Annotated in this window: 30 protein-coding genes; 15 read left to right on the top strand and 15 right to left on the bottom strand. The window is 54.7% G+C overall.

Annotation, left to right across the window (positions count from 1 at the left end; all coding sequences use genetic code 11):
• Positions 1-182 precede the first annotated feature (182 nt).
• The 5 genes from Q7U71_08460 to Q7U71_08440 form a co-directional block, all read right to left on the bottom strand.
• On the bottom strand, positions 183-500 hold the full coding sequence (locus Q7U71_08460) for a cupin domain-containing protein (GenBank protein ID MDO9391791.1): 318 nt from the start codon (positions 498-500) through the stop codon (positions 183-185).
• 88 nt (positions 501-588) lie between these two features.
• Positions 589-750 (bottom strand): rubredoxin, encoded by a 162-nt coding sequence (locus Q7U71_08455; GenBank protein ID MDO9391790.1) that lies wholly within the window; start codon positions 748-750, stop codon positions 589-591.
• A 93-nt stretch (positions 751-843) separates the two neighbouring features.
• Positions 844-1,536 carry a 4Fe-4S binding protein gene (locus tag Q7U71_08450; GenBank protein ID MDO9391789.1) on the bottom strand — a complete coding sequence of 231 codons (693 nt, stop codon included), beginning with the start codon at positions 1,534-1,536 and terminating at the stop codon, positions 844-846.
• Between the two features lie 59 nt (positions 1,537-1,595).
• Entirely contained in the window at positions 1,596-1,985 is a 390-nt protein-coding gene (locus Q7U71_08445) for an Rrf2 family transcriptional regulator (protein ID MDO9391788.1), read from the bottom strand.
• Between the two features lie 146 nt (positions 1,986-2,131).
• Complete coding sequence (locus Q7U71_08440) at positions 2,132-5,854, bottom strand: immune inhibitor A (GenBank protein ID MDO9391787.1); 3,723 nt, start codon at positions 5,852-5,854, stop codon at positions 2,132-2,134.
• A gap of 294 nt (positions 5,855-6,148) precedes the next feature.
• On the opposite strand from Q7U71_08440, the gene Q7U71_08435 reads away from it, so the two are divergent.
• Together Q7U71_08435 and Q7U71_08430 are read left to right on the top strand one after the other, a co-directional pair.
• Complete coding sequence (locus Q7U71_08435) at positions 6,149-6,568, top strand: secondary thiamine-phosphate synthase enzyme YjbQ (protein MDO9391786.1); 420 nt, start codon at positions 6,149-6,151, stop codon at positions 6,566-6,568.
• A gap of 276 nt (positions 6,569-6,844) precedes the next feature.
• Positions 6,845-7,135, top strand: a complete 291-nt coding sequence (locus Q7U71_08430) for a GIY-YIG nuclease family protein (GenBank protein MDO9391785.1) — start codon at positions 6,845-6,847, stop codon at positions 7,133-7,135.
• Between the two features lie 306 nt (positions 7,136-7,441).
• Here Q7U71_08430 and Q7U71_08425 read toward each other — a convergent pair whose 3' ends face one another.
• Positions 7,442-8,179 carry a head GIN domain-containing protein gene (locus Q7U71_08425; protein MDO9391784.1) on the bottom strand — a complete coding sequence of 246 codons (738 nt, stop codon included), beginning with the start codon at positions 8,177-8,179 and terminating at the stop codon, positions 7,442-7,444.
• Between the two features lie 171 nt (positions 8,180-8,350).
• On the opposite strand from Q7U71_08425, the gene Q7U71_08420 reads away from it, so the two are divergent.
• The 8 genes from Q7U71_08420 to Q7U71_08385 all read left to right on the top strand — a co-directional run bounded on the left by Q7U71_08420 (position 8,351) and on the right by Q7U71_08385 (position 13,702).
• Positions 8,351-8,731: a hypothetical protein gene (locus tag Q7U71_08420; GenBank protein ID MDO9391783.1), complete on the top strand. Its 381-nt coding sequence runs from the start codon at positions 8,351-8,353 to the stop codon at positions 8,729-8,731.
• Positions 8,732-8,733: 2 nt separating this feature from the next.
• Complete coding sequence (locus tag Q7U71_08415) at positions 8,734-10,371, top strand: hypothetical protein (GenBank protein MDO9391782.1); 1,638 nt, start codon at positions 8,734-8,736, stop codon at positions 10,369-10,371.
• A gap of 5 nt (positions 10,372-10,376) precedes the next feature.
• Positions 10,377-10,982, top strand: coding sequence for an HAD family phosphatase (locus Q7U71_08410; protein ID MDO9391781.1), 606 nt, complete (start codon positions 10,377-10,379; stop codon positions 10,980-10,982).
• A gap of 65 nt (positions 10,983-11,047) precedes the next feature.
• Positions 11,048-11,311, top strand: a complete 264-nt coding sequence (locus tag Q7U71_08405; protein ID MDO9391780.1) for a hypothetical protein — start codon at positions 11,048-11,050, stop codon at positions 11,309-11,311.
• A gap of 43 nt (positions 11,312-11,354) precedes the next feature.
• A complete protein-coding gene (locus Q7U71_08400) occupies positions 11,355-12,080 on the top strand; it encodes a DUF4846 domain-containing protein (GenBank protein MDO9391779.1) in 726 nt (241 codons plus the stop codon).
• The gene (locus Q7U71_08395; protein MDO9391778.1) at positions 12,077-12,838 is read left to right on the top strand and encodes a hypothetical protein; all 762 of its coding nucleotides are present in this window, start codon (positions 12,077-12,079) and stop codon (positions 12,836-12,838) included. The genes Q7U71_08400 and Q7U71_08395 overlap by 4 nt, the downstream gene beginning before the upstream one ends.
• Positions 12,839-12,841: 3 nt before the next feature.
• Positions 12,842-13,276 (top strand): hypothetical protein, encoded by a 435-nt coding sequence (locus tag Q7U71_08390; protein ID MDO9391777.1) that lies wholly within the window; start codon positions 12,842-12,844, stop codon positions 13,274-13,276.
• Between the two features lie 30 nt (positions 13,277-13,306).
• Positions 13,307-13,702 (top strand): secondary thiamine-phosphate synthase enzyme YjbQ, encoded by a 396-nt coding sequence (locus tag Q7U71_08385; protein ID MDO9391776.1) that lies wholly within the window; start codon positions 13,307-13,309, stop codon positions 13,700-13,702.
• A 162-nt stretch (positions 13,703-13,864) separates the two neighbouring features.
• Here Q7U71_08385 and Q7U71_08380 read toward each other — a convergent pair whose 3' ends face one another.
• A complete protein-coding gene (locus tag Q7U71_08380; protein MDO9391775.1) occupies positions 13,865-14,287 on the bottom strand; it encodes a thioesterase family protein in 423 nt (140 codons plus the stop codon).
• Between the two features lie 193 nt (positions 14,288-14,480).
• Between Q7U71_08380 and Q7U71_08375 the strand changes: the two genes are divergently transcribed.
• The 5 genes from Q7U71_08375 (at position 14,481) to Q7U71_08355 (ending at position 18,215) form a co-directional block, all read left to right on the top strand.
• Complete coding sequence (locus Q7U71_08375) at positions 14,481-15,014, top strand: sigma-70 family RNA polymerase sigma factor (GenBank protein MDO9391774.1); 534 nt, start codon at positions 14,481-14,483, stop codon at positions 15,012-15,014.
• A 39-nt stretch (positions 15,015-15,053) separates the two neighbouring features.
• Entirely contained in the window at positions 15,054-15,971 is a 918-nt protein-coding gene (locus tag Q7U71_08370) for a zf-HC2 domain-containing protein (protein ID MDO9391773.1), read from the top strand.
• Positions 15,972-16,014: 43 nt separating this feature from the next.
• The gene (locus Q7U71_08365) at positions 16,015-16,653 is read left to right on the top strand and encodes a response regulator (protein MDO9391772.1); all 639 of its coding nucleotides are present in this window, start codon (positions 16,015-16,017) and stop codon (positions 16,651-16,653) included.
• A 128-nt stretch (positions 16,654-16,781) separates the two neighbouring features.
• On the top strand, positions 16,782-17,558 hold the full coding sequence (locus tag Q7U71_08360; protein MDO9391771.1) for a class I SAM-dependent methyltransferase: 777 nt from the start codon (positions 16,782-16,784) through the stop codon (positions 17,556-17,558).
• 87 nt (positions 17,559-17,645) lie between these two features.
• A complete protein-coding gene (locus Q7U71_08355) occupies positions 17,646-18,215 on the top strand; it encodes a zinc ribbon domain-containing protein (protein MDO9391770.1) in 570 nt (189 codons plus the stop codon).
• 145 nt (positions 18,216-18,360) lie between these two features.
• Here the strand turns inward: Q7U71_08355 and Q7U71_08350 are convergent, their stop codons facing one another.
• From Q7U71_08350 to Q7U71_08315, 8 genes are all read right to left on the bottom strand, one after another.
• On the bottom strand, positions 18,361-19,263 hold the full coding sequence (locus Q7U71_08350; protein MDO9391769.1) for a radical SAM protein: 903 nt from the start codon (positions 19,261-19,263) through the stop codon (positions 18,361-18,363).
• Positions 19,260-20,162, bottom strand: a complete 903-nt coding sequence (locus Q7U71_08345; GenBank protein MDO9391768.1) for an NAD(P)/FAD-dependent oxidoreductase — start codon at positions 20,160-20,162, stop codon at positions 19,260-19,262. The genes Q7U71_08350 and Q7U71_08345 overlap by 4 nt, the downstream gene beginning before the upstream one ends.
• Complete coding sequence (locus tag Q7U71_08340) at positions 20,159-20,779, bottom strand: isochorismatase family cysteine hydrolase (protein MDO9391767.1); 621 nt, start codon at positions 20,777-20,779, stop codon at positions 20,159-20,161. The genes Q7U71_08345 and Q7U71_08340 overlap by 4 nt, the downstream gene beginning before the upstream one ends.
• A 168-nt stretch (positions 20,780-20,947) precedes the next feature.
• A complete protein-coding gene (locus Q7U71_08335; protein MDO9391766.1) occupies positions 20,948-21,523 on the bottom strand; it encodes a LemA family protein in 576 nt (191 codons plus the stop codon).
• 58 nt (positions 21,524-21,581) lie between these two features.
• Positions 21,582-22,601 carry a GIDE domain-containing protein gene (locus tag Q7U71_08330; GenBank protein MDO9391765.1) on the bottom strand — a complete coding sequence of 340 codons (1,020 nt, stop codon included), beginning with the start codon at positions 22,599-22,601 and terminating at the stop codon, positions 21,582-21,584.
• A gap of 104 nt (positions 22,602-22,705) precedes the next feature.
• A complete protein-coding gene (mce, locus tag Q7U71_08325; GenBank protein ID MDO9391764.1) occupies positions 22,706-23,107 on the bottom strand; it encodes a methylmalonyl-CoA epimerase in 402 nt (133 codons plus the stop codon).
• 122 nt (positions 23,108-23,229) lie between these two features.
• Positions 23,230-25,851, bottom strand: a complete 2,622-nt coding sequence (locus tag Q7U71_08320; GenBank protein MDO9391763.1) for a PEP/pyruvate-binding domain-containing protein — start codon at positions 25,849-25,851, stop codon at positions 23,230-23,232.
• A gap of 169 nt (positions 25,852-26,020) precedes the next feature.
• On the bottom strand, positions 26,021-26,242 hold a 222-nt coding region (locus Q7U71_08315; GenBank protein ID MDO9391762.1), incomplete at its 5' end, for a hypothetical protein.

Below are 26,242 nucleotides of genomic sequence, written 5' to 3'. Positions count from 1 at the left end.
AACGACTGGCACTCCACACCCTTGGCCAGCAGAAAGACGCTGGCCTGGTCGCCCTGTCCCAGCGAGTAAACGCCCAGCCTGAAGGCGTTCCAGACGGTTTCCGCATCCTGGGAGTAGATGATGATGCCTAATTTCATTATCTTCTTCTTTTGTTAATGTTTAGTGCTTTTCGTAGAAATACATTATTTGTTTTCGGGATTGGGTGTCTTTATCACGATGAAACTTAAGTCCTCCTGTCTCTGGTTGGTGATGTGCATCGGCGTTCCCCGGGTAACTGCCGCCAGCTGGCCGTGCTTGATGACGTGGTCTTTTTCCTCAAAGTTAAAAACGCCTTCGCCCTGCAGCACTATCAGATAGACCATGTCGGCGTTGGCCAGATGCTTTGGCACTTCCTGGCCCTGTTTCAAGTGGAGATAGTTAAGCAGCGCCTGGGGCTGGTTGAACACGCCCTTGCGGGCCTTCTCTGTGGTGTTGAAGTCCAGGGTTTCAATGGTTATCATGGGCACCTCCATTATTTCGCCACTAAGGCACCAAGGCACCAAGAGTATTATTTATATCGTTTTATGTCTTTGTGTCTTGGTGGCAGGTTTAATCCAACGGCTCAAAGTTGCTTTTGTCCACCTGGCAGATGGGGCAGACCCAGTCGTCCGGGATCTTCTCGAACGGGGTCCCCGGCGCAATGCCGGAATCAGGATCCCCGGCGGCCGGGTCGTAGATGTAATCGCAGATCGTGCAGCGGTACTTTTTCATGGTTTTTCCTTTCTGGTTGGGGCAATTCATCCGACTACGCCACCTTTCGCAGGTACGTCGGACGAGCGAATTACCATTACTGTTTGGTTGAGGTTAAAGTCTTTCGCCCTTTACCGTGATGGTTTCTACAGTAATGGACATTCTCTTCCCCGAGTCCTTCAGCGCCTGGCGCACCACCCGCAGCAAACCCTGGCAGCAGGGCACCTCCATGATGGCCACGGTGACGGACTTGATGTCATTCTGCCGAAAGATCTCCGTAAGTTTTTCCAGGTACGGGTCTGTCTTGTCCAGCTTTGGGCAGGCTATGATCAGCGCCTTGCCGGCCAGCATCACATTGTGGAAATCACCATAGGAGAAAGGCACGCAGGAGGCGGCGATAAGAAGATCGGCATTTTGGAAGAACGAGGCGTTGACCGGCACCAGATGCAGCTGGATGGGCCAATGAGCCAGTTGAGAGTTTACAGTTGTAACGTTTGAAGTTGCCTGGGATGGAAGTTGCTGCCGGATCTGCGATCCGGGGCAGGTATGTCGGGGCAATTCATGAATTGCCCTTACTGGGTTCGCTTTTACTGATTCCTCATCAAAGCTTTCGGCCTCACGCTCGACCACCTGAATGGCATCCTGGGGACAATGTCCCAGGCAGGCCCCCAGCCCGTCGCAGTATTTGTCGCTGACCAGCCGGGCCTTGCCGTCCACGATCTTCAGCGCCCCCTCCGCGCAGTTGGGGATGCATTCTCCGCAGCCGTTGCATTTTTCCTGGTCTATCTGGACTATCTTGCGTTTCATTTCAGCAACCTGTTTGTATGTCGTAGGGGCGATTCACGAATCGCCCGTTTAAGGAGGGTTCAAACAAATGTTGACAGTTTGGCCGAGTTCAGCCGGTTGTCCAGGTCTTTCTGCAATTTGGTCAGGGCGGGATATATCGGACAGACATGGTGCCGGCAGCGCCCTTCATTCAGGCAGGCGCTTACCAAAAGCGTCCCGTCCACCGCCGCGAAGATCTGTTTGACCAGTATCTTTTGGGCCGGCCGGCCCAGGAACAGACCCCCGTTCTTCCCCTTTCGAGACTTCACAAGCCCGGCCCCGGATAGTTGCTGGGCTATCTTGGACATGAAGGCCGGAGTGGTCTTTATCCGTTGGGCCAGGGCCGAAGCCGGTACAAGTTCGCCCTCTTTCTGCCGGGCCATAATGATCATGGCCTGCAGGGCGTATTCGTTGCGCTTGGTCAGAAGCATAAAATCCTTTTTACTTAATAAGACTTAATTAGTCCTATTATATACAAAACGACCGGATTTGTCAATAGACTGCAGAATATATTTGCCAAAACGAAACCGGCCCTTTCCTGGTCCCAGAAAGGGCCGTTTGCCTGATCCCTGTTTTCTTATTTAAGGATGACCAGCTTTTTCACGTCTTCAAACTCTCCCGCGACCAGCTTGTAGAAATAGATGCCGTTGGACACCTGCCGGCCGTTGTCGCCAGCACCGTTCCAGTTGACGCTGTAGAAACCGGCCTTGCGGGTATCGCTGGCCAGGGTCTTCACCCGCTCGCCCAGCACATTGTAGACCACCAGACTGACCTTGCCGGGGGCCTTAAGGGCAAAGGCGATCTTGGTAGCGCCGTGGCTGACCGGGTTGGGATAGTTCTGCATCAAAAGGTAATTGGATGGGCCGGATGCCTCTGTTTCGTATTCAGCGGTAATCCCCGTAGCCCCCCAGGCCCCGCTTCCGTAATAGTTATCGGCGGTTACGGTATAGAGCCAGGCGGCCTTGCCGCCCTTGGCGTTGTTGTCAATAAAGCTGTCCACGATGCCAAATCCGTAACGATGGTTTACCGTGGACAGCAGATCGGCTGCGGTCGGGGGCGTGGTGGAGCCCAGCACCTGCTTGTAAATGCTGTACCGATGGACCTTCTGCCTGTCAACATTGTTCTTATACCATTTGATCCTGTTTTTGGTGGCAGACAGGGCTGACACCATGGTGCTGTCCGGCGGGGTGGGCAAAACCAGTCCGGTGACGTCAACCTTGTATACTTTGCCCTCGTCCATGGTAGCACAGTACAGATAGAACTTGTTGCCGGCGGCTCCTGGTGCGTATGGTATGGTACCCACCGGGGCATAGGGAATTCCATAGGCGTTGGTGGCCTCCATTGCCATGCCGTAAGTGCCATAACTGCCGTTTAGGGCCGGGCCGGTCATCATGTCAATCATTTCTCCGGTTGCCGGATTCCGGCGGATCAGGATGTTCATAAAGGCCGATGAGGTCCAGAGGCTAGAGCCGTCATATTCCAATGCCCGGCCGTTCCACCATTCGCCCATTCCGTTTTCGGTATTCACCTCTGCTCCGTAAACGTCCTCATCCCAGCTGAAACCCATTCGCTTGACCGCAGTGCCCGTGGCCGGTTTGCTGATCACAAACAGCGATTCCGAGTAGGCGTCAAAGTTCTGCCAGTAGACCCATAGCGAGTCCCCGGGCATAGGGTCCGGGCCTACGGTGTCAATTATTCCGGGACCAAAGGCCACCCCCCGAATGCGCTTCATCGGGGTGCCGCCCCAGGAGACATTGGGAGCCCTGAAATAGCTGCTGACGGCCGTGGAACGGTTGGTGCAGTAAATTGAATCCTGCAGGGAGATCCAGAAACTGCCGGAGTTGTCTATGCTGATGCCTCCGGCGTATTTGGTGGCCACATGGACCGGACCCCGGTTGTTGAAGGAACGAATGGTGTCGGCTGGCAGCAGGGGGTTATTGGCGGTGTTCTTGCCTATCGCATAAAGCCGGGTGGCAAAGGTGGCATGGTCCAGGTTGGCATTGCTGACGAACACCGTATCTCCCAATACCGCCACCGAGTTGGGCATTATCCGCCAGTCGTAGGTGGTTCCACCCACCCGAAGGTTCTGAAAGTCGTAAGTTTTGACCACCCTCAAATCGCTGATCCTCAGGGTGAAATAGCTGGTGGTAGTATACGCGGGGGTGGTACTCCTGAATTTGATCGCAAAGGTTACGTCGTAGAACTTGGGGGCATCCTTGTAGATGGTCACCCCATAGCCCAGGCTCTGAACACTTGCATCAGTGGCTAGGGCTCCTGCACCCAAGGCTTTCCAGCCGGGGTTGGTGATGGAGGCCCACTGCTCGCCGTTTACCACATATAATGAGCAGGCCGCTCCGGCGGAGATGGCCGCACCGGCATTACGAAGGGTCACCTTAACGGTATCATATTCCCAGGGATCCATAACACCGTTGTTATTATTGGCGGTGTAAAGCATTGGCGGGTCCAGCACCAACGAAGACTGATAGCCCACCAGCGGAGTGGCCGCCGCCAAGCCGGTCCGGGCCACCTTAAAGGTCATGGTGGGTCCTTCCTTGGAAACGTCGTATATCCAGGGGCCGTTTCTGGCGGCTGTTCCGCCAACCAAGCCTGCATTTGCCAGACAGTTGGGAACGGTCAGCGAATCTATGGTGGTTTCGTCATATCCGGCGGGGTTGATGTCCTCGGCCGAGTACGCTGCGTTTCGCACCATCCAATCCCGGGGGAAAGTTGAATCTCCGGCGGCATAAAATAGATTGGGATCGACCCCGGGCTGTTCCACCCAGGAATAATAGTACTTGGCGCAGGGTGGGCCGTCGTTAAACCTGGCAGCTCCGCCCATACGGGTATCCAGATGAGTGATGATCAGACCGCTCTCGGGCAGGCCGTCTTCGTAGAAAGGAGTGCGGTTGCGCAGTTCCACAAAAAAGACCTGGGCGGAATCGCGGAAGGCATTGTTGCGGATGCGCCACAGGCGGACGCCGCTGGTGACATTGCCCCGGCGGGCTTCGCCGGCCGAGTCAAGCGGGGCGATGGTATACTGGCCGTCGCCGCGGTAAAGGCTGGAGATGGAATCGCTGTTTCCGGCCGCTCCGGCTGTCAGCCAACCATCAACACCGGTCTCGATATGGCCGTCCACGTCATACTGCAGGTGGCCGCCGGGGAAGGCCGGTTTATCGCCGCCGTTGGCGCCGTTGTAAGAGCCCATGTCCATTAAGGACCATGCCCCCCAGGGGGTCCCGGAGTAACCATAGTCGTACAGGTCCGGTCCGCCGATCTGGTGGAACATCTCGTGGCAGAACACGCCCAGCTGCCCGTTCTGGGGGCAGGTGATCATTTTGGTGATGGTAACCCCGTCATAAGTGCCAAAGCTTCCGGTCATGGACATGGACCAGATGTCTTTGGTGTCGGCGGACTCTTCCTGCCCCGGGCCGGGGTGAACCAGGATCAGACCGTCGGCCACGCCGTTGTTGTCGTTGTCGTAATCAACCGGGGCATCGGCGCCGCTTAAGGCGGCATTATAATAGGTGGAAGACGGGGCGTCGGCGTTAACGCCGGCCAGCCGGGTGACTCCGGTTGCAATCAGCGGAGAAACCGTGCCGAACCACCAAACCTTGCGCATGCTAAAATCATAGTAGAAGTTGCTCATGGAACCGACTATCGACGAGTCGGGAACGTAGGGAGAGATGGAATCTCCGTAGGCCAAAAAGTTGAACCATTTGGCGGTGGCCAGGGCGTGGTTGTTGGCGGCGCTGTGGTCGTAAGGAAACGGGGTGTAGGGATTTTGCCCTGCCTTTTGGGTTCCGGCATACCAGGCAAATGTGCTGTCCGAAAAATCCCCCAGGACGATGTTCATATACTGCCGACCGCTGGCGGCCTTGGAGGGATTTTCCTTGGTGCGCCCGGCCCCGTATAGGAAATCCGTTGACCATTTGTGCCTGGTTTCCGCCGGAACATTGATCATCTTATTGGCATTTTGGGACAGGGACGCCACAGCCTCGGCGTTGGGCCGCAAGTACCGGGAATAGGGGCAGTATGACTGCCCCGCTTTGTATGCGCTCGCCACCAGCAGACCGTTCTCCTGACGGGCAAAGGTCCACCAGCCGTTCTGGTCCTGGATGATGGAATAACCATCCGCGTCCTCCGCAAAATGAAAATGTTCATCGCCTTTTAGAACGGCGGAAATTTTACTGCCGTCAGGCTGGGTGAGCATTCTGGGACGGGGGTTGGCCGGTATGGCATAGGCTTGTTCAGCCAGCAGTGCCAGTGCCATTACCGCAAGCATTTTTACAATGCTCTTCATGATAAATCCTCTTTTATAATTTCATATAAATAGTAATGCATTAATCATGCCAATTATGTCATAAAATCTTAAGTAGTGGTAATGGGTTGTATTTCAACTTATTGCCTATCGATGTTGTTTCCAATACGCATTGTTAGCTTCATGCTATAATTTGTTATGTGCAAAATTTGCACTGTTGGGCAAATTTTTGTCCCACCTAAATAATTAGCTTCTACAACATTTTGTTAATTACTCTTGACAAAATATGAGTAATGGGTTTTAATATGGACCAACGTATTTTATGAAGGATTGCAAATGAAATCCTACCGCCAGGAACTTTGGTTCAACCTGCCAGACCGCCGGGGATTCATCAATATCACGCCCCAGGTGGAGAAATGCTTAAAAGACAGCGGCATTGGCGAGGGTCTGTGCCTGGTCAACGCCATGCACATCACTGCCAGCGTGTTCATCAACGACGACGAGGGCGGCCTGCACCAGGACTACGAGAAATGGCTGGAGAAACTGGCTCCGCACGAGCCGGTCTCCCAGTACCTGCATAACCGGACCGGCGAGGACAACGGCGACGCCCACCTTAAGCGGCAGGTGATGGGCCGGGAGATAGTGGCGGCCGTGACCAAGGGTAGGCTGGACTTCGGGCCGTGGGAGCAGATCTTCTACGGCGAGTTCGACGGAAGGAGGAAGAAGAGGGTGCTAGTGAAGATAATCGGGGAGTGATATAGGTGTCTTCGGTACAACCGCCTTGGGCGGTCACTCAGACACCTCCACAGTTCCAAACGGGGGTTGAGTAGGGCGTAAGGCCGTACCGAAGCCCCCAGCTCAGATGATCACTCCAACACTAAAACAATAAGCCATCGGGGGCTGAGTAGGGCGTAAGGCCGTATCGAAGCCCTACCTCAGATGATCACTCCAACACCAAAACAAAAAGCGGTCGGGGGCTGAGTAGGGCGTAAGCCCGTACCGAAGCCCCCGGCTACCAACCAAAGAATCCAAATGCCTTACATGTATATTTTAGAATGCGCCGATGGCAGCTATTATACGGGCAGTACAGTCTCTTTGGAAAAGCGCCTAAAGGAACACCAGAACGGCCTGGGCGCGAACCATACTAAGACACGTTTGCCCGTCACATTAATATACTACGAGGAATACCATTGGGTAGCTACCGCCTTTTATCGGGAGAAACAAATTCAGGGATGGACCAGGGCAAAGAAAAGTGCGTTGATAAAAGGAACTATTGAAGATTTGCCCAAATTAGCAAAAAAGATATTCAGAAAGAAGTTTTAAGCAGGTGGCTTCGATACGCCGCCACTGTGCGGCTACTCAGCCACCTTTGGAACAAGGTTGCATCGGGGGCTGAGTAGGGCGTAAGCCCGTACCGAAGCCCCACCTCAGACAATCACGCCAACACCAAAACAATAAGCCATCGGGGGCTGAGTGGGTGTAAACCCGTATCGAAGCCCCACCTCAGACGATCATCCAACACCAAAACAATAAGCCATCGGGGGCTGAGTGGGCGTAAGCCCGTATCGAAGCCCCCGCCAAAAGAAAAGAGGCAGGTTCAACGAACCTGCCTCTTTTTCATTCTGCCTTTTATTCCAGTTTCCTCACTTCCCCCGACCCGCTGACGCTGTTGCTGATCTTGGCCGGGTTGCCCTTGTAGCTGACGTCCCCGCTGCCGGCGATGCTGATCTCCAATTCCTGTGACGCGTTCACCTGGCAGTCACCCGAGCCGGCGATGGAGACATGGCACTTTTCCGAGATCAGGTCCAAGGCCTTGATATCTCCCGCTCCGGCGATGGCGGCGCTGAAGGTTTTGGCCATGCCGGTAAGCTTGATATCTCCCGCGCCGGAGATGGCGGTTTCCAGCACTTTGGTTTCCAGCTCCAGGATGATGTCCCCGGATCCGGAGATCGAAAGTTCCATGGTATCGCTGACGAACTTTCCCTTGCCGGTGATGTCGGCCGACCCGTCTATGTTAATGGCTTTCAAGTCCTTGACCGTGATATAGACCTTGACGTCTTCCCGGTCGTTATGACAGGAACCGAACCATCCGTGGCCTTTGGTGTCCACTTTAAGAGCGCCGTTCTTGACCTCGGTGGTAACCTTGGCCAGCAGTTTGGGCTCGGCCTCTATCTTGACCGAGCAGGTTTGACCCTGTTCAACGAAGACGGTATAGGCCCCATCGAAATGCAGTTTGCTGAAATCCCCGGTGTTCCTGATCTGGACCTCCGGTCCGGCCGCACGGGCCAAGGCGGTCCATAAAAATACCAGGATGGTTACCATATACGGCATTTGGCCGATCCTGGTTTTTAACGATGAAAAATTCATGTTTTTCCCCTCTTTTGGCGGTTTTTTTTGCTGTGTTTAGATTGAATACGCAGGGGCGCCGTCTTTTGTTTCAAATTTTCTTGACAATTGATTTTACATATATTAAGATGATTGTGGAATAGATGGTTTTTTGTTGCGCATTAAAAATGCCAATTAAGGGAGATCAGTTTCATGGAAAGTTATTTATTTCCTGTTATCGTTTTATTACTACTATTTACACTTTCATACCTGTTTATAAAACTATTCAAACAAAAAAATCCAAAACTATTTGGTGTAATTCTTAGTTTATTGCATCTTGCTTTTGTAATTCTATTAGCACTTGAAATATTTAAAGACATCAAACAAGGTTGGGCACCACCGTATGTTATTTTTGTAATAGATTTCCCGATATCTTTGGTCTATAGTTTATTATGGTTACTTTCATATTTTAATTCAGGCTTTATGCATACCAATTACTATTTGTCATATTTTATCTATGCTATTGTTGGTTCCATAGAGTATTATTTTATTGGTTATTTTATAATCGTTTGGAACAATAGAATAAAGAAGTAAAGATGAAACACAAAACATATTTCCTGGCCCTAAGCCTCCTTCTGGCCCTCGGCTCAACCGCCCTGGCCGACTACCGCTTTGAACTGCCCCGCAATGTCTCCTGGGTGACCATCAACCCCTCGGGCCAGGCCGACCTGTATTACTCGCTGACCTTCACCTGCCTGCCCGAAGGCCAGGCCATAGACATCGTGGACATCGGACTTCCCAACGGCAGCTACCAGCTGGAATCGGCCCGGGCCAAGGTCGGCGAGGCCATGCTCACCGACATCCGGGTCTCGGAGTATGTCAAGCCCTACGGGGTGGAGGTCCACCTGGACGAGATGTCCATCGCCCCCGGTGATTCCGGAACGCTGGAGTTCTGGGTGCACCTGACCAGCATGCTGAACCAGGATTCCAAAGACGAGACCTATGCCTCCTTCAAGTTCTCGCCCACCTGGTACGGCTCGGAATATGTCTCCGGCAGCACCTACCTGGAATGCAACTTCGTCTTCCCGCCCGGCGTACAGGCGGACGAGCCGCGCTACCATGAAAATGAGTTCACCGAAGCCTGGTACGATACCGTGGACAACACCCCGGTCTACCGCTGGGTGATGGAAACCGCCAACCCCGATGAGCAGTACACCTTTGGGGCCTCCTTCCCGGCCAGATACGTCAGCCCCGGGGCGGTCACCAAACCGGCTCCCCTGCTTTTCCGGATCATCGGCGGGCTCTTCGGGTTCCTGTGGACCATCATCAAGTTCGTGTTGAACAACCTTGTCTTCTGGATCTTCGGGGCCATAATCTTCTTCGGCATCAGGAATGCGCGCAAGCGTAAGATGAAATACCTGCCGCCCGAGGTCTCGGTGGAGGGCGTGGGCATCAAGCGGGGCCTGACCGCGCCCGAGGCCGGCCTGCTGCTGGAAATGCCGCTGGACAAGGTTCTGACCATGATCCTGTTCGGGCTGATCAAGAAAGGAGCGCTGGAAGTTTCCAGCCGCTCGCCCCAGTTAAAGTTCAAGGTGCTGGATGCGGTTCCGGCCGACCAGCCCTACGAAAAAACATTCCTGGCTTCCCTGGACAAGCAGGGCCTGGCTCCCGAAGCCAAGCTGCAGGCCCTGATGATCGACTTTATCAAAGAGACCAACGCCAAGATGAAGGGTTTCTCCCGCAAGGAGACCATCGCCTATTACAAAAGCATCGTCAGCCAGGCCTGGCAGCAGGTCACCGCGGCCCAGACCCCGGAGCTTAAGACCAAAGAGCTGGAGGAGCAGTTTGACTGGATGAGCATGGACCCCGCTTACAACGACCGGATGCGCAGTCATTACGGCACGGGCGATGTATTCCTTCCCCACTGGTGGGGCCGCTGGGGCTACGGCGGCGGTCATACCACCACCGGCGGCGGGGGCTCGATGGGAAAAGGGCCGAGTATTGAGATGCCCAAACTGCCCGGCGCGGATTTCGCCAATAGGATGACCACCGGCATGGAGGGCTTTGCCGCCGGGCTGGTGGGCAAGGTGGACACCTTCACCGGCAAGATCACCGACAAGACCAACCCCATCCCGGTCAGCTCCGGCAGCGGCAGGTCCAGCGGAGGCGGGGGCTGCGCCTGTGCCTGCGCCTGCGCCGGTTGCGCCTGCGCCTGCGCCGGCGGGGGAAGATAAGCGGCATGGCTGGGATCCAAGCCCTTATTTTGGACCTGGGCAAGGTGGTACTAAATTACGACCACGGCCGCAGTGCAAGGGAGATAGCAAGGATATCGGGATGCGGTGAAAAAGAGGTTGAGTCCTTCATCTTCGGAAGCCTTAAGGATCGCTTCAACAGCGGACAGATGACCGGGGAAGAATTCTTCGGACTTATTAAGGACAGGTTCAACCTGAAGATCAGCTTCGACGATTTCCACCCGATCTGGAGCGATATTTTCAGCGAGAATCTTGACGTGGCCGGCGTTCTGCCGGAGCTCTGCAAAAATTACCCGGTTTATCTGCTGACCAACACCGACATCCTGCATTTTGAGTACATCCTGGCCAATTTCCCCGTGGTCTCCCGGTTCAACCAGGTTTTTGCCTCTTACCAGATGGGAATTGCCAAGCCGGACCGGGAGATCTACCAACGGGCGCTGGCGGAGATAGGAATGCCGGCGGATGCCGTGCTTTATGTTGACGACGAACCCGCTTTCGTGGAGGCGGCCCGGCTCTGCGGCATTAATGCCCTGCTTTACCGGCCGGGAATGAGCTTTAGGAATGAACTTCTCAAATTCGGCATCAGTATTTAACACCAACCATAAAACAAACACTAAGTCATAGGACTTAGTGTTTAGAATTTAGGATTTCAATCAGTATGCGCGTAAATTTAGACAACAGCCTCAATCTTTCCCAGGGTTCGCCCTTCGCCCAGCAGGACCCGGTGATCACCGTGATCGCCATGGCCATCCTGGTGCCGGTCTGTTTCTGGGTGTATTACGATGCCAGACAGCGCTACCGTGCGCCCTGGGTGCCGGTCCTCTGGGCCATGCTGGTGTTCCTGGTGCTGATCTTCTTCCTGCCGATGTACCTGATCACCCGTCCGCCCAAAAACGCCCCGGTTGGCAAGAACACACAGTAACAGGCTTCCCCCCGCCGGAACAGATATACCACAGAAACACAAAATGCTGAAAAATATATTCATACTTTTAGTCTTGCCTTTGCTGGCCTTCGCCCAACAGCCGAAGCTGGTCGATGAAATCCCCGTTCCCGCAGGCTACCAGGCGGTGGAGTCTCCCGCAGGCAGCTACAGCCAGTGGCTCACCCGCCGGCCGCTGAAGAACAGCTTGGAGATAGTGGACCATGCCGGACGCAGGGTCCCGGCCGGGTCATACAGCGTTTACACGGTACTGGACCTGCCCCTTTTGTTCACCGGCGACCTGGAGCAGTGCGCCGATTACGCCATGCGGCTGTGGGCCGAGTATCATAAAGATACCAACAAATTGGATAAGCTCTACCTGTTCGACTATAACGGCAGGCGCCAGAACTATAAGACCTCCCGGCTGAGCTACCTCAATTTCCTGCGCCGGGCCTTTGCCAACAGCAACTCCCATTCCCTTAAAAAAGGCTGCGCCGTTGTCGACACCTCCGCCCTGGCCCCCGGCGACATGGTGGTCCAGAACGAGCGGGGCGGGGTGGGCCACGTTTCTGTGGTGATGAATGTCTGCCGGAGTTCTGCCGGACAAAAGCTGTATCTGCTGGGCTTCAGCTACATGCCGGCCCAGGAGTTCCATATCGAGAAGGCCCTTGAGGGCTATGGCAGGGAAGGCTGGTTCACGGTGGAGGGTTACTTCCGGTATCTTAAAGATCACATGGACCTGGGAACGCCGGTACTGCGAAGGTTTAAATGAACATCAGCCGTGAAATACTGGGGGTCTGGTCCCGGTTCGATGATTTCCCCCTGGAGACCCTCACCAAGGCCTGGTATTACCACCAGGTCCCGCCGGGGCGGTCCCGGCAGCGGCCTTTGGAGCTGATGAAGGAGCACCGGCAGCGCTACGGCACCTCGGGCAACTGTTTTGACCTGGCTTTTTGGCTGAGGGACGAGTTCCAAAAGAACGGCATTGCCTGCTGGGCCGTGGGCACCGACCATGACCATGCCGCCCTGATGGCGCAGGATGGCCGGGGTTACAGGTATTTTTGCGACCTGGGCGACCAGTGGCTGGTTCCCCTGTTGGCCGACCCCGCCCATCCCGAATACCGGGAGGATGTTGAGATGGAAGGGCTTTTCCCCGGGGCAAAAATAAAGCCCCGCATCTCGGGGAACATTCTGGATATCCAGTACCTGCGGCCCGGCGGCCATGTCAGCCGGCAGGCTTTCAATTTGACGCCCCTGGAGGAGGCCGATCTGACGGCCCGGGCCGAAGCCACCCAGAACAACCTGCATGACGCCTTGTGCGAATGCCGCATTTGGCAGGGAACAAAACGGGTGCACTGGGAGTATTCCGAAAAGCAAAGCTTCGTCAGTGATGCAGAAGGCAGGGCCTTCGAGCCGGGCTTGAACTCCCTGGAAGAATGGGCCCAAAGGATATCCCAGCGTTCCGGGATCAAATACGAGATAACCCTGAAAGCCCTGGAAATATATGAACCGTTAAAAGGGGAGGAATAGGCCGTGCAACAAACAACCCCAAACCCCCAGATCAACAAGATCATCCTTTGGGCCGTAGCCGCTGAGCCTCTGTTCCTGGCCGGCATCGCCTATTTCCTGAACCTGCAGGGAGCTTTTGGCCAGCCGGTCACCGGGGCCCCGGAGGAGATCATAACGACCGTTTTTACTCTGGTCTCTCTGGTGGTGGCGGGTCTTTCCTTCAAATTCGCCTCCCTGGCCGGCCGGCCCAGGCCCATCCCGGGGCAATTGCCGGAGCCGGCCATTCCGGCGGTGGTCAAACCGATGCAGATAATTTCAGTGGCCCTGGCCTCCATCCCCGGGATCTTCGGCTTCGTCATGTTCATTTTGCTGCGCAACGAAGTTCATCTTCTGCTCTTCAACGGCGGAGCCTTGGCATTAGCGGCTTGGCACATTATGAGCTTTGAAAACGCCCGTTAAATAAGACTGAAACGATAGAACGTGGATAAACTGCATAAAATAAGCCTTTCCACCGGTTCCCGCTCCCAGTTTTTGGACATCACCGATCGGGTGCAGGAGATAATTTCCAGGGAAAAGGTCAAAGACGGACTGGCCCTGGTCTGGGTACCCCACACCACCGCCGGGCTGACCGTCAACGAGAACGCAGACCCCGACGTGGTCCGGGACATTCTGGCCTCTTTGGACAAGAGATTCCCCTGGGACGACAACTATGCCCACACCGAGGGCAACTCGGCCGCCCATATCAAGTCCAGCCTGATGGGCTGCGCCCAGACACTGATAGTAAAAGACGGCCGGTTGGCCCTGGGAACCTGGCAGGGACTGTATTTCTGCGAGTTCGACGGGCCCAGGAAACGGGAGGTTTGGGTGAAATTTGTGGAAGGTTGAAAGAGAAAAAGACGGAACTTAATGAACTAAGTTCCGTCTTTTTCGACCTAACCCACTTCATGAGCATATCAAGGTGGTCTTTCTCAGTGCATCGCCTCCCCCTTCCCCGCAAGGGAAGGGGCGAGCATCCCCCTCCGCAACGGAGGGGGAAAGAGGGGGCGGTCACTCAAACCTCTTCCTAAACCCCTCCGGCACCGGCAATACTTTCTTGTTCTGGTAATCATAGAACACTATCCCGGTCTTGGCCTCGGCCACGGGTCCTCCCGTCTTGGCGTTGGTGGCCTGGTAAAAGATGTCGCAGCCGGCCCGGGAAAAGTCCCCGGCGGTTACCTGGAACTTCAGCACATCGCCATAGAAGCACTCGACCTGGTAGACGATGGCCGCGTCGGACATGATGATCCCCGCGCCTTCGACATCATGCTCGCTGTAACCCATGCTTTTAAGAAACCTCAGCCGGACCTCGTGGATCAGCCCCAGCAGTGCGTCGTTGCCCAGGTGCCCGCCGTAGTTGATGTCGGTGATCCGCACCGGCAGCTCTGTTTCGAAGCTGAATTTTTGGGGAAGGTCTATCTTTATCCGGGCCATGTTTCTTCCTTTATTATTTGCTTGAATTGCGGTGGCCTTTGTATTATACTATAAATTATAGTTTTAAGAAAGTGTTTTGCCACAAAGACACCAAGACACTAAGGATATAAATTACAGTTTGAGTTGGTGCCTTTGTGCCTTGGTGGCTATCCCCGGTAAAGTGGAATAAACCAAGCCTTTTGAAAGTATATACTTGGAACAGCAAACCGATCAAGCGCTTATAGAACAGACCCTGGCCGGCGACAACCTGGCCTTTAACCTGTTGGTAACCCGTTACCAGAAGGCGGTTTACTCTTCGGCCGCCCGCATCCTGCGGGACCACGACCAAGCCGACGAGGCCGCCCAGGAAACCTTCGTCAAAGCCTATTTTGCCCTAAAGCAATACGACCAAAATTACAAGTTTTACACCTGGCTGCTGCGGATCTGCCTTAATTTGTGCTACGACCAGCTGAAAAAACAGAAGCGCCAGGCGCCTTTGGACGAAGCTTTTGAGCATCCCGGCCCGGACCCGGCCGAACTATTTGCCGGTGATGATGCCTGCAGGAAAATAAGAAAAGAGATAGACAAACTGCCGATGGACCAGAGAATGGTGGTTCAGCTGAGGGTGGACAAGGACCTCTCGTACCAGGAGATCGGCCAGGCCCTTAAGATACCGATCGGAACCGTAATGTCGCGGCTGTCCCGGGCCCGGTTGGCGCTGGGAAAAAATTTGAAGGAGATATTATAAGTACGGGTGGGTCTTAGACCCACCCCAACAATAAAGAAAATGAAAAAATCAGACCAACATAAATTCACGCCGGAGCAGATCGGCGCCTACTACGACGGCCAGCTGACGGAGACCGAACGCCGGGAGGTCGAACAGCACCTAAAGCAATGCGCCGCCTGCCAAGCCGTTCTGACCGAGCTGACCCTGATGGACCAAGCCGTCCAGAAGGCTGAACTCGTTTCAGCGCCCGAGGGCTATTTCCAGACCTTTGGCTCGGCCGTGGCCAACCGCATCGCCCGGCAAAAACTGGCTCCTCAGAAAGAAACCAAAAGATTCAGCTGGGGCTGGATCACGGCCGCCGCCGCTCTGGCCAGCCTGGCCATAGTGCTGGTCTCCGGCGATCTGACCAAACCCCGCCTGTACCGCTCCGTTCCGGAAGAACAAAGAACAGTTTTGCTGGAAGCCCCGGCCATATCCCAACCAACCCCTGCGGATGAGGCAAAGGATCAGGCCCCGGCCCAGAGTTCAAAAAGCCTGGAAGCCTCTCCGGAATTGAACCTGGCCGAAGCTCCCGCCGAAGAGACGGGTGAAGAGACACCTGCCCAAGAAACCCGGAAGATGGAGGCCGCCCCGGAGATGGAGCTGGCCGATGTCTCCATGGAAAAAGAAGCTCCTGCCGCGGCCCCGGCCAAGCGGGCCAGGAGCATGGGTCTGGCAGCCTCCCGCAGCCCCCAGGCGGTTGGCTCTGCCGGGATAGCAGACAAAAAAGACCTGGCCGCAAAACCTGCCGCAGTACAGGCCCCGGTCAAACCGGCTTCAACCCCGGCTCCGGCCCCGGTTTCTCAGACTTCTTCGCAGGCCAGCCCCTCCTCGGTGGAGACGGTCACGGTGATAGAGATCTGCCTGCCGGACGGCAATGAGGATTGCCCCGAACCCAAGGTAAGGTCGGCCATCCGGATAAACCTGGACGGGATATAAAAAGGTATTGACATCAATACAGGGTTTAGCTTATACTAATCGCATGCCGGTATATAAAATACTAGTGGCCGATGACGAGGTCAACATCGTCAAAATAATGGAGTTCGAGCTTAAGAAGAACGGTTACGAGGTCTTTACCGCCAACGACGGCGCCGAGGCCTTTGAACTGGCCAAGCAGAACACTCCTGATCTGATCCTCTCGGACGTTATGATGCCCAAGATGGACGGGTATGAGCTATGCCAGAAGGTCAAGGAGATACCCGGCATGCGGGGCACTCCGTTCATTTTCCTGACCGCCAAGACCGGCATGGAGAACCGCATCCAGGGCTATCTGCTGGGAGCCTCCAAGTATATCACCAAGCCCTGCAGCCGCCAGGACCTGATCAAAGCAATAGACATGCGGCTGAAGCTGGCCGAGCAGGCCAAGAGCCTTTTCGCCCAGAAGGCCAAGAAGTTCACCGGCGACCTGTCCATCATCTCGGTCTTCAGTTTATTGGACATGTTCTTCATCGGCAACTGGAGCGGCTACGTGGAGATGGACTCCGGCGACGGGCACCGGGGTCTGCTGGAGATTAACGACTCCCGGATAAGCGCCTGGAACCTGGACGGGAACAACGACGAGGCGGCGCTGGGAAATCTGCTTTCGTGGACCCAGGGAAAATTCACCGCCGAGCATGTTTAAAACCCCCGCAGTTGCGGGGGTTTTGGTTTTCAAACAGTCCCCGTTTTATATGTAAAGTTAATTCCCAGCACAGGCACGCAAACCCAATAGCTTGTTGCAATATGGCATATAGGAAGGAGCGGAATATATTGAAATCACTGTCTTTCGACCACTTAGTTACTCACTATGATGAAACTAGAGATTTTGACATGCCGTGCTTTCTTAAAGCACTGAATGCAATAAAGTCCATCGTACCTCCAATCAGTTATCCTAAAATGTTTGAACCAGGTATTGGAAACGGACGTATAGCAATTCCATTGGTTAGATTAGGATATAAAGTAACAGGAATAGACATTTCTGAGATAATGTTGAATAACTTGTCACAAAGAATTAAGAAAGACAACATAACTGGCCTTGATTATAAAATCGGAGATGTTTCTTGTGTTCCTTTCGACAACCTTTCCTTTGACGCAACCATAGCTACACACCTTTTCTATTTTGTTAGTGAATGGCAAAAAGCTTGTGACGAAATTTCAAGAGTAACTAAAGGTCCAATTATTTTATTGCATACAGGTATGGGCCAGGAAATATCAGTATTAAATGAAAATTATAAAACTCTGTGTAAGGAATATGGCACTATTTTCCCGCAAATTGGTGCAACGACCACAAAAGAAGTAATTGATTACTTCAGGCAAAAAGGATATTTTGTTTCCTTTGAAAACAAATGGCTGTGGAAAAAGAAAGTAGCTGTCAACCGAGCTATAGACTACTTGGAGAAAAGATCCTATTCTTTTACTGGGTGGGCGAACGATTCTGCCCACGCAAAAGCAATAGATACACTAAGAAAAGAAACCATTTGTATATCTGAAGTTGATGACAGGATTTCATTAGTTATACTTAAAAGGGACACGGAACACTGCGCCTAACACAAGTAAAACGCCCTGTTTTATAGCAACTGCTCACACCTCTATGTTTTATTAACGCCAAAACAGCAATCATATTGACTTGAACATATGTACTGCCCTCACTGCGGCACATTAAACGACCCCGCAGCCAAGCGCTGCACCCAATGCACCGGCCTTTTACCCGAGCTAAACAAAAAGAGCCTCTGGCAACAGCTCTACCGGCCGGGGCAGGGCCTGGGCTGTCTGCTGATCATTGCGGCCCTGGCCATCAGCAGCCTCTTCATCATCATTCCCCAATACCGGCTGTACACCATGCAGGTGAACCTGGCCCGGGAGTCCATCGTCAAGAACAACATGCGGCAGCTGCGGGTGGCCCTGGATCAGATGGCGGTGGAAACCGATTATTACCCGGTCAGCCTGAAACCCAGCAACTCCGAAGACGAGGAGCAGTACTTACGATATATTATCTCCGTGACCCGGCAACTGCGCAACCCTTTTGACCAGCTGGTCCCGGCAGTCAGCGAATCCGAGATCGAACCTCCGGACTGGAAAGCCTTTAAGCCCGGACAGATCGTGTATGTACCGCTGGACGCATATGAAGGCCGGGCCCAAGGCTGCGCCATATACGGGGTGGGCAAAAAGGGATTGTTGAAAGAAGTGCTAAGAGGAGGGTTTTAACCAACCTCCTTTGTTGTAAATGTTTTAGAGGTGAACTCAACCCCTTGGTCCCCTTCTCTTGTCAAGAGAAGGGGCGGGGGATGAGTTTAATGATATTTTGTTCCAACAAGCAAGAAGCCCCCCGCCGAAGGCGGGGGGCTTCTTGCTATACGGCCATGCAGTCCACAAAACTCTTCACCGCCTGGCCGCAGTTGCTTCCTATCCTGTTTTCCTCCAACTGACCGATGGACCTGATCACCAAAAACCCCTGCCGCTCCAAATCCCGGGCTTTTCCCTCCATCTTACCATTTATCGCGTCCAAGTCCTCGTTCAGGTCCAGACCATTCTCCCTGCCGGTCGCGGTGGGGTTGGTGGGGGTCAGCTTGACCGCAAAATATTTTGGATCGAACATTTTGCGCAGCGTTACCGCATCCACCTGCCATTGGGGCTGCAGAGCAAAGTTCAGCACCGCCTTGCGCTGGCCCGGCCGGTAAAACTTTTGGCCGTAATCAGCCAGTTGGCTCAAAGACCGCTTGGGATAGGGCATGATCACATCGCGCAAAGCCTCATCGGTTGAATTGACCGAGAACTGCAACTGGAAGTCGTGGAACAGGTCCCTCACTATCAGGAGTTCGCTGAACCAACGGCTGGAATCCTTAGGCCCGATGGTGGCGATGCAGGGAATGACCCCGGGATACAGGGCCGACAGATCCCTCAGCGCGGTGATCACCTGGGGGTTCAAGGCCGGCTCGCCCATCCGGGCGAACTGAACCTTGAACTTGGCGCAGGCGTTGGGGTCCAGGCCGTTGTCCGCTATCACTCTTTTAACCTGCCCCAGCATTTCTGCTGAACTCAAGTTGCCACTGAATCCGCCCCCGGCATCGCACATCACGCAGTTCACCGGACAGCCCAGCTGGGTGGAAATGATGATCACCCATTTCTTGCGCCTGTCGCCCAGTGCGGGAGAACAGGCGTCTACAAATTCAACCAGATTAGCTGGGTCGTTTCGAAGGCTGGCCACGTAGACCCTCGCCAGTTCCGGTTTGCCGGTTACTTGAAGAATGTTCATTTTCTCCTTTTGACCTCACCCCGGCCCTCTCCTGATAAATCAGGAGAGGGAGCAAGAGCAAGACCAGCTGCTTTTACCCCGCTGCCAAAGGCTATGGCTGCTTGCTTATTGTTCTTGTCCGCCAGATCCCCGGCCAAATACAGCCCTTTGTTCATGTGCTTTTTTGCTTGACTAGAGATAATTGTCCTTGGTACAGATGAACCTATGGCCACCACGGCCCTGGCGCATTTAAAGTCCCTGTTTTCTGAACCATGGAGAACCAGCTCCGGCCCGTTGAGAGAGATCCGTTCTATTGCAAAACAATATTTTATTTTCACTCCCAGACCTTCCGCCAGTTTGATCAAACCCGGATAGGCTTTCACTTTGTTTCTCCGGACCAGCACCGTGGCCTTGGCTCCCTTGTCAGCCAGACTGCAAGCCTGGTCCAGCGCCACCTCGCCGCCGCCGATAACTGCTATGCTCTTGTCTTTGAGTGGCCAAGGAAGATCGTCCCAGTAACAAACCAAGCGCTGCTGTTCAAAGGCTTCCCCGGCGCCGGGGACGAGTAGCTTCTTTGGTTCCAGGCCACCGGCCAGGATGACCGCCTGTGATTTGTGATTTCGGCCGTTGATCAAAGAGACAAAACAGACGCCCTTATGATCTATTGCCTGGCAAGTGCCTTGGATCGTGCCGATATCAAGGGCCTTCAACTGTTCCACCAGTCCACGGATCAATGTTTTCCCGGAACAGCCTTTTGGCCCGGATAGGGGAAAGTTCTTAACCAGAAAGGCATGGTTAAGCCTGCCGCCCAGAATGTCCTTTTCGGCCAGCAGCACTTTGCGCCCCTCGCGCCCGGCCTGCAGGGCCGCGCCGATCCCGGCCGGCCCCCCGCCGATTATGATGAGGTCGTATGGTTTCATGAATTTCCCTTTACCACAGAAACACTGAATGGATGAACCACTGAATTCTTTAATCTATTTATTGATTCCGAATTCCGTGTTTCCGTGGTAGGTGCCATGGTTATCTTCGCAAAGCCGTGCTTCAACGCCAGCAGGGCCGCCTTGTGCAGGGCAGCACTCTTGGAACAGCAGGCATCCCGGACGATCACTGGCTGGAACCCCAGCATAAAGGCGTGGCGGGCGGTGGTGTCCACGCAGAGATGGGTCATGGCTCCGCAAAGCACCACCCGGCCAATGCCCCGCTTTTTCAGATACTTTTCCAGCCCCGTTCCAATGAAGGCCGAGTAATGCTGTTTGTGAATGATCTTTGCCTTGCCCGGAACCTTCAAGTCTTGGTGAAGCTCACACTGCCTGCCCGCGGGCAAATGACGCCATTGGGCCAGCATCAGGTTCCCGGGACTGTACGACGGCCCATGGACGGTGAACACCACCGGCCAATCCTGATCTTTAGCCAAAGCAATAAGCTTGTTCACCCGCGGCAGGATCCTCTTGGACGCCGGGAGATAGGCCGGCGAAGCCGGATCGAAGAAATAATTCTGGCAGTCTATCACCAGCAGGGCCGTTTTAGTGTTTTTCATCTTCTTTTGAACTTTAACCCACCTCTCTCCTGCCAGGGGAGAGGTTACGGAGAGGGGTCATAAAAAACGAAGCCACCCACACCGGAAGCTCCGGTCTGGGTGGCTTTTTTCAAAACCTTATTGCATGACCAACTTTAATTATATATCAGCGATGCGCCCGGTGTCAAGCTATTTGGGCATGTTAAAACTGATGTCCGGGGACTTCTTCTCGGCCTCGGCCACCTTGTACATCTCGCGCTCCATGTAGCCCATCATGTTGGCCACGATCATATCCGGGAACTGGCGGATCCGGGTGTTGAAGATGGCCACCGACTCGTTGTAGAACTCCCGGCGGTCGGCGATCTGGTTCTCCAGCGCGGTCACCCGGCCCTGCAGGTGGACGAAGTTCTGGTCGGCCTTAAGCTGGGGATAGTTCTCGGCCACCGCGAACAGGGTCTTTAGCGCTCCGGCCATGTCCGAGCTGGCCTGGGCCATGCCGGCCGGGGTCTTGGCTTCCATGAATTTGGTGCGGGCCTCGGTCACCTTCTGCAGGGTCTCCTTTTCGTACTGCATGTAGCCCTCGCAAATCTTGACCAGCTTGGGGATCTCGTCAAAGCGCTGTTTCTCCATCACCTCGATGTTGCCCCAGGCCTTGTCGATGTTGACCTTAACCTGGATCAGCTGGTTGTAGATGCTGATCAGGTAGCCGATGACGCCCACCAGCAGCAGCCCGATGATGACCAGCAGCAGGAACACAACTATCATTTTGGTCTCCTTAATAAAGGTTTATATTTTTAAATGCCTTTGGATCTTGTTGAAATGATCAATGAACGATATTCTTCAGCAGCAGGTAGGCCATCCAGACTATCAATCCGCCGCCGGAGACAAAGGATAGCCCGGCCTGTATGGTTTTGTTCTTGATCACCTGGCGCTCGTCCTGGTCGGATATTATCATGATGTTGTTGGACGGGTCCCGGCTAATCACCACGTCATCCTCCATCTGCTGGGGCTTTTCCAGCTGTTCCTTCAACAGGTCCTGCTCGGCCTGCTGGCGGGCCATCTCCCACTCGTCGCAGTCTATCTGACCGTTGCCGTCCAGGTCGAACTTCTTCAGCCGTTCCTTGTCCTCCTTGATGGCCTTCAGCTTTTCCGCCACCTTGAATTTGTGGTCGTCAAAGGCGCTCTTCCACTTTTTGACGGTGCCGATGGCGTAAACGGTGTCGTTGGGGACTATGTACCACTCGGTGTAGCGCATCCTCTGGCCGCCGAAGATGGACGGGGTGCTGTAGGTATGGGCCTTGCCGCTGGAGATGATGTCGGTTCCGGTGTATTTGTAATCCGAGGCCAGGTGCAGTTCGGCATCCACCGGGTCCACCAGTATCTTTCCGGTCTCGTCCTCCACGTAGAAGAAATGGGTGGAACTGCCTTCGTTGACCACCTTCCAGCGGCTGTTCTTGCCTTCCTGCTCGTATTTTTCCACCAGGAATTTGTAGTAGAGGCACTCGGTAAGTGTCAGCGGGCTTTTAAGCCAGACGTAGGGCGCCGCTTTGCCCTGGACCTCGGCCAGACCCATGGCGGCCGAGCGGGCCTTGGAGCGGGGGATGTTCTCCATCAGGTTCTTCTGTCGCAGCAGTTCAAACCCCAAAGTAAAGATCAGAACGCCCAGCGCCAGCCCCAGCAGGGGAAGCACCACCGAAAAAAAGGAATAGGCCCCGTAAATCCCGTTTCCCCTCATTACGAACGAAACAAGCATGTACAGGCCGAATCCCAGAAAGGCAAAGACCTGGGAGGCCTGTTTTCTGTTGTCACGGAAGTACATGGATATTTTTTGAAGCGGATGCATACGATAGGGACTGGCTGATTGGGATTTGATGATTGGGGGTTGAGTTAAGTAAACAGCTACTGTTCACTGTTCACTGTTCACTGTTCAATGCCCATTGTTAATTGTTAATGGCTTTGAGAGAGTTCCAGCAGCACGCCCTTGGTTGACTTGGGATGCAGGAAGGCTATCTTGTGGCCGCCGGCGCCGATCCGCGGGGTCTTGTCTATCAGCTGGTATCCCTTGGCCGTCAACTCTTCCAGTGCCTTTTCGATGTTGTCTACTTTCACCGCCAGGTGATGGATGCCCTCGCCCTTGGATTCGATGAACTTGGCGATGTTGCCGTCAGGGGCTGTGGACTCCAGCAGTTCTATCCGGCTCTGTCCGATGCCGATGAAGGCCACTTTGACCTTTTGACTTTCCACCACTTCTGTCCCCTGTACGCTGAGCCCTAAGTCCTGGTATAGTTTGGCGGCTTCCTCAATGTTCTTGACCGCGATGCCGATGTGATCGATCTGTGATGTTTGCATGATGATTCCTCTATATGATATTTATATTCTTTGACAGGAGCGCCTCCGCTGAAGCTATGGCGATTGAAGAAGCCAGAAAATAAAGCGTAAGCGGATTAACATGATTTATTAGAAGACCCTGTTTAATCTATCTTTGTCACAGTTCCCGCATCCCCGTCCACCGTGATCATATCGCCGTCCTTTATCATCTTGGTCGCCCCTTTAGCCCCCACCACCGCCGGTATCCCGTACTCCCTGGCCACTATGGCCCCGTGGCAGATGCTTCCGCCCACTTCCATCACCAGGGCTTTGGACAACAGGAACAGCGGGGCCCAGCCCGGCTCGGTAAAGGGCGCCACCAGGATCTCGCCTTTCCGGAATCTGTGGGCCTGCAAAGGGTCCCGGATGATCCGGGCAATGCCGGTGACCAGGCCGCCCGAGGCCGCCACTCCCTTTAATATTTTACCTTCTTTTGCCGGGGTTGTCAATCCAAATACCCTTATTCCGTCGCTGCGGATTATGAACTCGCCCGGGCTGTCTGTCTGTTTCTGCCAGCGGGCCTTGCGCCCGGTTATCAGTTCACTCATTTGGGCGGCATCCAGTGCCCGTCCCCTCTCCTGCTGCTCGATCTCCGGTATGGTCAGGAAGAATATGTCCTCCGGTTCTGCGATCAGCCCGGCCTGCAGGTAGCGCCGGCCGATCTCGGCGATTATCCGGCGGCTGCCGGGAAACACCTTGACCCCGTAGAATTTTTCGTTCTCCCGCCAAGGCAGGAAATCGTGCACCATCTTCAGCGCCCAGTCAAACACCCGGCGCTTGAAAGGGGACAGCCGGGAGCGGATCTCCGCCTCCAGCACCAGCCGCCCGGCCACCGCCCGCTGGAATTGCTCCAGGGGATTGTGGTCCTCCGGCCCCAGGCCCATGTAACCCTTGAGCATGGCAAAGATGTAGGTGGGATCCTCCTTCCAGCTGGGGTGGCCTGCATCCAGGTCCTTGGAGCCCCGGTGGCCGTATTCCTCCAGAAAGGCGGCTGTCTTTTTCAGGAACTCCCGGCCGGCCTGGCTTTGGTCAAGTTCCCGGCGGACCCGGTGCACGTCCTGAATAGTGACGAACTCGGAGCGGGCAAAACATTTCTTTACCTCTTCCGGTGCCAAAGAAATTTTGTAAAGCTCCAGGGCCGTTTCGGTGGTCTTGTTGCCGGGGATCCCGGCCAGCAGGCCGCCGCTTTTCAGGTCCGGCCATTTTTTTATCAGCCTATCTATCACCCAAAGTCCCACCAAGGATTTGCTGGCCACCACCAGCAGGGGAAAGGCGAACCGGGCGATGATGTCCCCATAACGCCGGGCCTCGTCCAGCATCTGTTCTGTGGACATCTTCTCCAGGGGAAGTTCCACATAATCCCGCACCTGGACCAGGAACCTTTGACAGCGTTTTTCTATCCATCGGGGCGAGGCCAGCCAGGGAAATGAAATGAAGGTTACAAAACCCTTTATCAGCGGAAGGATCAACTGATGCCGGGGCAGCGGTATCTTGACCGGGACAAATTCACCGCGCTTTTGCAGTTCGGAAAAGGCCGTGGCCGCTTCCTGGTCCAGCTTGTCCAGGTGCGGCATTATCATCCGCCCGGCAATGGGGTGCCCGGCCAGCATCGACATGTTCCAGTAGGCCCGGCCGTTGACCAGGTCCACGAACTGGCTGTATTGGGAAAGGACCGAGCCGGGCTTGGCCCCGTACAGCACATCCCCTATCACCGGGACCAGCAGGTCGTTGAAGAACGACCAGGCCAGGGGCTTTAGGGGATAGGCCATGTTCTCCCGGGTGTTCCAGTTGGACCAGAAGATGACCCGGCCCTGCGCCAGCTTTTGGTTGACCGGGTTTCCCCACTGCACATCCGGCATGGCAGGCGGGGACGAGACTGCAGTGATGGGCCGGGACTGCAGTATCCAGAACTGTTTTCCGTCATAGGCCCATTCTATGTCCTGGGGCGCGCTGAACAGGGCTTCGATCTGCCGGGCCAGAGCGGCCAGCTCTTTGATCTGTTCACCTGACAGCACGGAAGCCTTGCCGGACAAGCGCTGTGTGATCCGGCCATCGGTTTTGTCGATTGAATACTCGTCCGGCGAGATCAGGCCCGAAACCAATTTGTCGCCCAGGCCTTTGGCGGCGTTGACCAGCATCTGGTCTGTTCGGCCGCTGACCGGGTCGGCGGTGAATATCACCCCTGCGCTTTGGGCCTTGACCATCAGCTGAACCAGCACCGCCATGCCGGCCCCGGCTCCGTCTATTCCGCCGGCCTGCCGGTAAGCCGCCGCCCTGACGGACCAGAGTGAAGCCCAGCATTTTTTGACGGCCTCCAGCACCCCGGACTCGGTTGTCACACCAAGGAATGAATCGTGCTGGCCGGCAAAGGAATGTTTTGGCAGGTCTTCGCAGGTGGCCGAAGAACGCACGGCCAGGAATCGCTCCGCCGGGACCTGCTTTGCCAGACCGGCCAGACCCAGGGATATTCCATCATGGATGGCTGCGGGAAAGGGGGAGTTCAGTATCTTGTTCCCAATGGCTGTCCCGGCTTCCTCGGGGTTGATGGAAGCTGTCAGCTCCTTGATCCCGTTTTCCGCCATGAACCTGTCATAGGCTGCGGTGGAGATGCAAAAAAAAGGGGGGACTTTGAAGCCCGCCCGGAGCAGCCGCTGCAGGCTGGCGCCTTTCCCCCCGGCTGTTGCAAGAGCCCACTCTTGATCTTTATGTAGAATGTATTCCGGCACGGTGCATGGTCCATTTGATGCTGATTAAATCTATGTAAAATGCTTACCTAATTAGCTCCGGAAACTGGGTAAACACTTAGTACCAAACCCGGCATGTCGCGTTAAAATGATCAGTGAGCATCGCAGTTGACGGCGGTTAAAAGCTTGTCTGCGCCTGTTTGAGGGCTGGTCAAAGCCCGAGTTCAGACAAGCCCGCCGGCAACGAGAAGCGCAGCGCGGGCCCGCTGAAGCCCTGCTTGCCCGCCGAAGCTATGCGTAGGCAGGGCGTAAGCGTGGCCAGGAGAGTTTTAAGCGACGAGCTTTTTTCTTTTTGGTTCTTTTTCTTAGTTGGCGGTACAAAAAAGAAAAAGAACATAATCGGATAAAATCTGCGTAAATCCGGTCCATCTGC

This window comes from bacterium (assembly GCA_030655055.1).
GTDB lineage: Bacteria > Edwardsbacteria > AC1 > AC1 > EtOH8 > UBA5202.
This window is presented reverse-complemented; position numbering and strand designations above follow the sequence as displayed.

Excerpts from the sequence above, each read along its gene's own strand:
- Q7U71_08345 (MDO9391768.1), bottom strand. The coding sequence starts at position 20,162 with ATGAAACCATACGACCTCATCATAATCGGCGGGGGGCCGGCCGGGATC.
- Q7U71_08395 (MDO9391778.1), top strand. The coding sequence starts at position 12,077 with ATGAACATCAGCCGTGAAATACTGGGGGTCTGGTCCCGGTTCGATGAT.
- Q7U71_08380 (MDO9391775.1), bottom strand. The coding sequence starts at position 14,287 with ATGGCCCGGATAAAGATAGACCTTCCCCAAAAATTCAGCTTCGAAACA.
- Q7U71_08435 (MDO9391786.1), top strand. The coding sequence starts at position 6,149 with ATGAAATCCTACCGCCAGGAACTTTGGTTCAACCTGCCAGACCGCCGG.
- Q7U71_08355 (MDO9391770.1), top strand. The coding sequence starts at position 17,646 with ATGTACTGCCCTCACTGCGGCACATTAAACGACCCCGCAGCCAAGCGC.
- Q7U71_08335 (MDO9391766.1), bottom strand. The coding sequence starts at position 21,523 with ATGATAGTTGTGTTCCTGCTGCTGGTCATCATCGGGCTGCTGCTGGTG.
- Q7U71_08425 (MDO9391784.1), bottom strand. The coding sequence starts at position 8,179 with ATGAATTTTTCATCGTTAAAAACCAGGATCGGCCAAATGCCGTATATG.
- Q7U71_08330 (MDO9391765.1), bottom strand. The coding sequence starts at position 22,601 with ATGCATCCGCTTCAAAAAATATCCATGTACTTCCGTGACAACAGAAAA.
- Q7U71_08450 (MDO9391789.1), bottom strand. The coding sequence starts at position 1,536 with ATGAAACGCAAGATAGTCCAGATAGACCAGGAAAAATGCAACGGCTGC.
- Q7U71_08420 (MDO9391783.1), top strand. The coding sequence starts at position 8,351 with ATGGAAAGTTATTTATTTCCTGTTATCGTTTTATTACTACTATTTACA.
- Q7U71_08415 (MDO9391782.1), top strand. The coding sequence starts at position 8,734 with ATGAAACACAAAACATATTTCCTGGCCCTAAGCCTCCTTCTGGCCCTC.
- Q7U71_08445 (MDO9391788.1), bottom strand. The coding sequence starts at position 1,985 with ATGCTTCTGACCAAGCGCAACGAATACGCCCTGCAGGCCATGATCATT.
- Q7U71_08440 (MDO9391787.1), bottom strand. The coding sequence starts at position 5,854 with ATGAAGAGCATTGTAAAAATGCTTGCGGTAATGGCACTGGCACTGCTG.
- Q7U71_08370 (MDO9391773.1), top strand. The coding sequence starts at position 15,054 with ATGAAAAAATCAGACCAACATAAATTCACGCCGGAGCAGATCGGCGCC.
- Q7U71_08410 (MDO9391781.1), top strand. The coding sequence starts at position 10,377 with ATGGCTGGGATCCAAGCCCTTATTTTGGACCTGGGCAAGGTGGTACTA.
- Q7U71_08340 (MDO9391767.1), bottom strand. The coding sequence starts at position 20,779 with ATGAAAAACACTAAAACGGCCCTGCTGGTGATAGACTGCCAGAATTAT.
- Q7U71_08430 (MDO9391785.1), top strand. The coding sequence starts at position 6,845 with ATGCCTTACATGTATATTTTAGAATGCGCCGATGGCAGCTATTATACG.
- Q7U71_08400 (MDO9391779.1), top strand. The coding sequence starts at position 11,355 with ATGCTGAAAAATATATTCATACTTTTAGTCTTGCCTTTGCTGGCCTTC.
- Q7U71_08365 (MDO9391772.1), top strand. The coding sequence starts at position 16,015 with ATGCCGGTATATAAAATACTAGTGGCCGATGACGAGGTCAACATCGTC.
- Q7U71_08350 (MDO9391769.1), bottom strand. The coding sequence starts at position 19,263 with ATGAACATTCTTCAAGTAACCGGCAAACCGGAACTGGCGAGGGTCTAC.
- Q7U71_08460 (MDO9391791.1), bottom strand. The coding sequence starts at position 500 with ATGATAACCATTGAAACCCTGGACTTCAACACCACAGAGAAGGCCCGC.
- mce (MDO9391764.1), bottom strand. The coding sequence starts at position 23,107 with ATGCAAACATCACAGATCGATCACATCGGCATCGCGGTCAAGAACATT.
- Q7U71_08455 (MDO9391790.1), bottom strand. The coding sequence starts at position 750 with ATGAAAAAGTACCGCTGCACGATCTGCGATTACATCTACGACCCGGCC.
- Q7U71_08405 (MDO9391780.1), top strand. The coding sequence starts at position 11,048 with ATGCGCGTAAATTTAGACAACAGCCTCAATCTTTCCCAGGGTTCGCCC.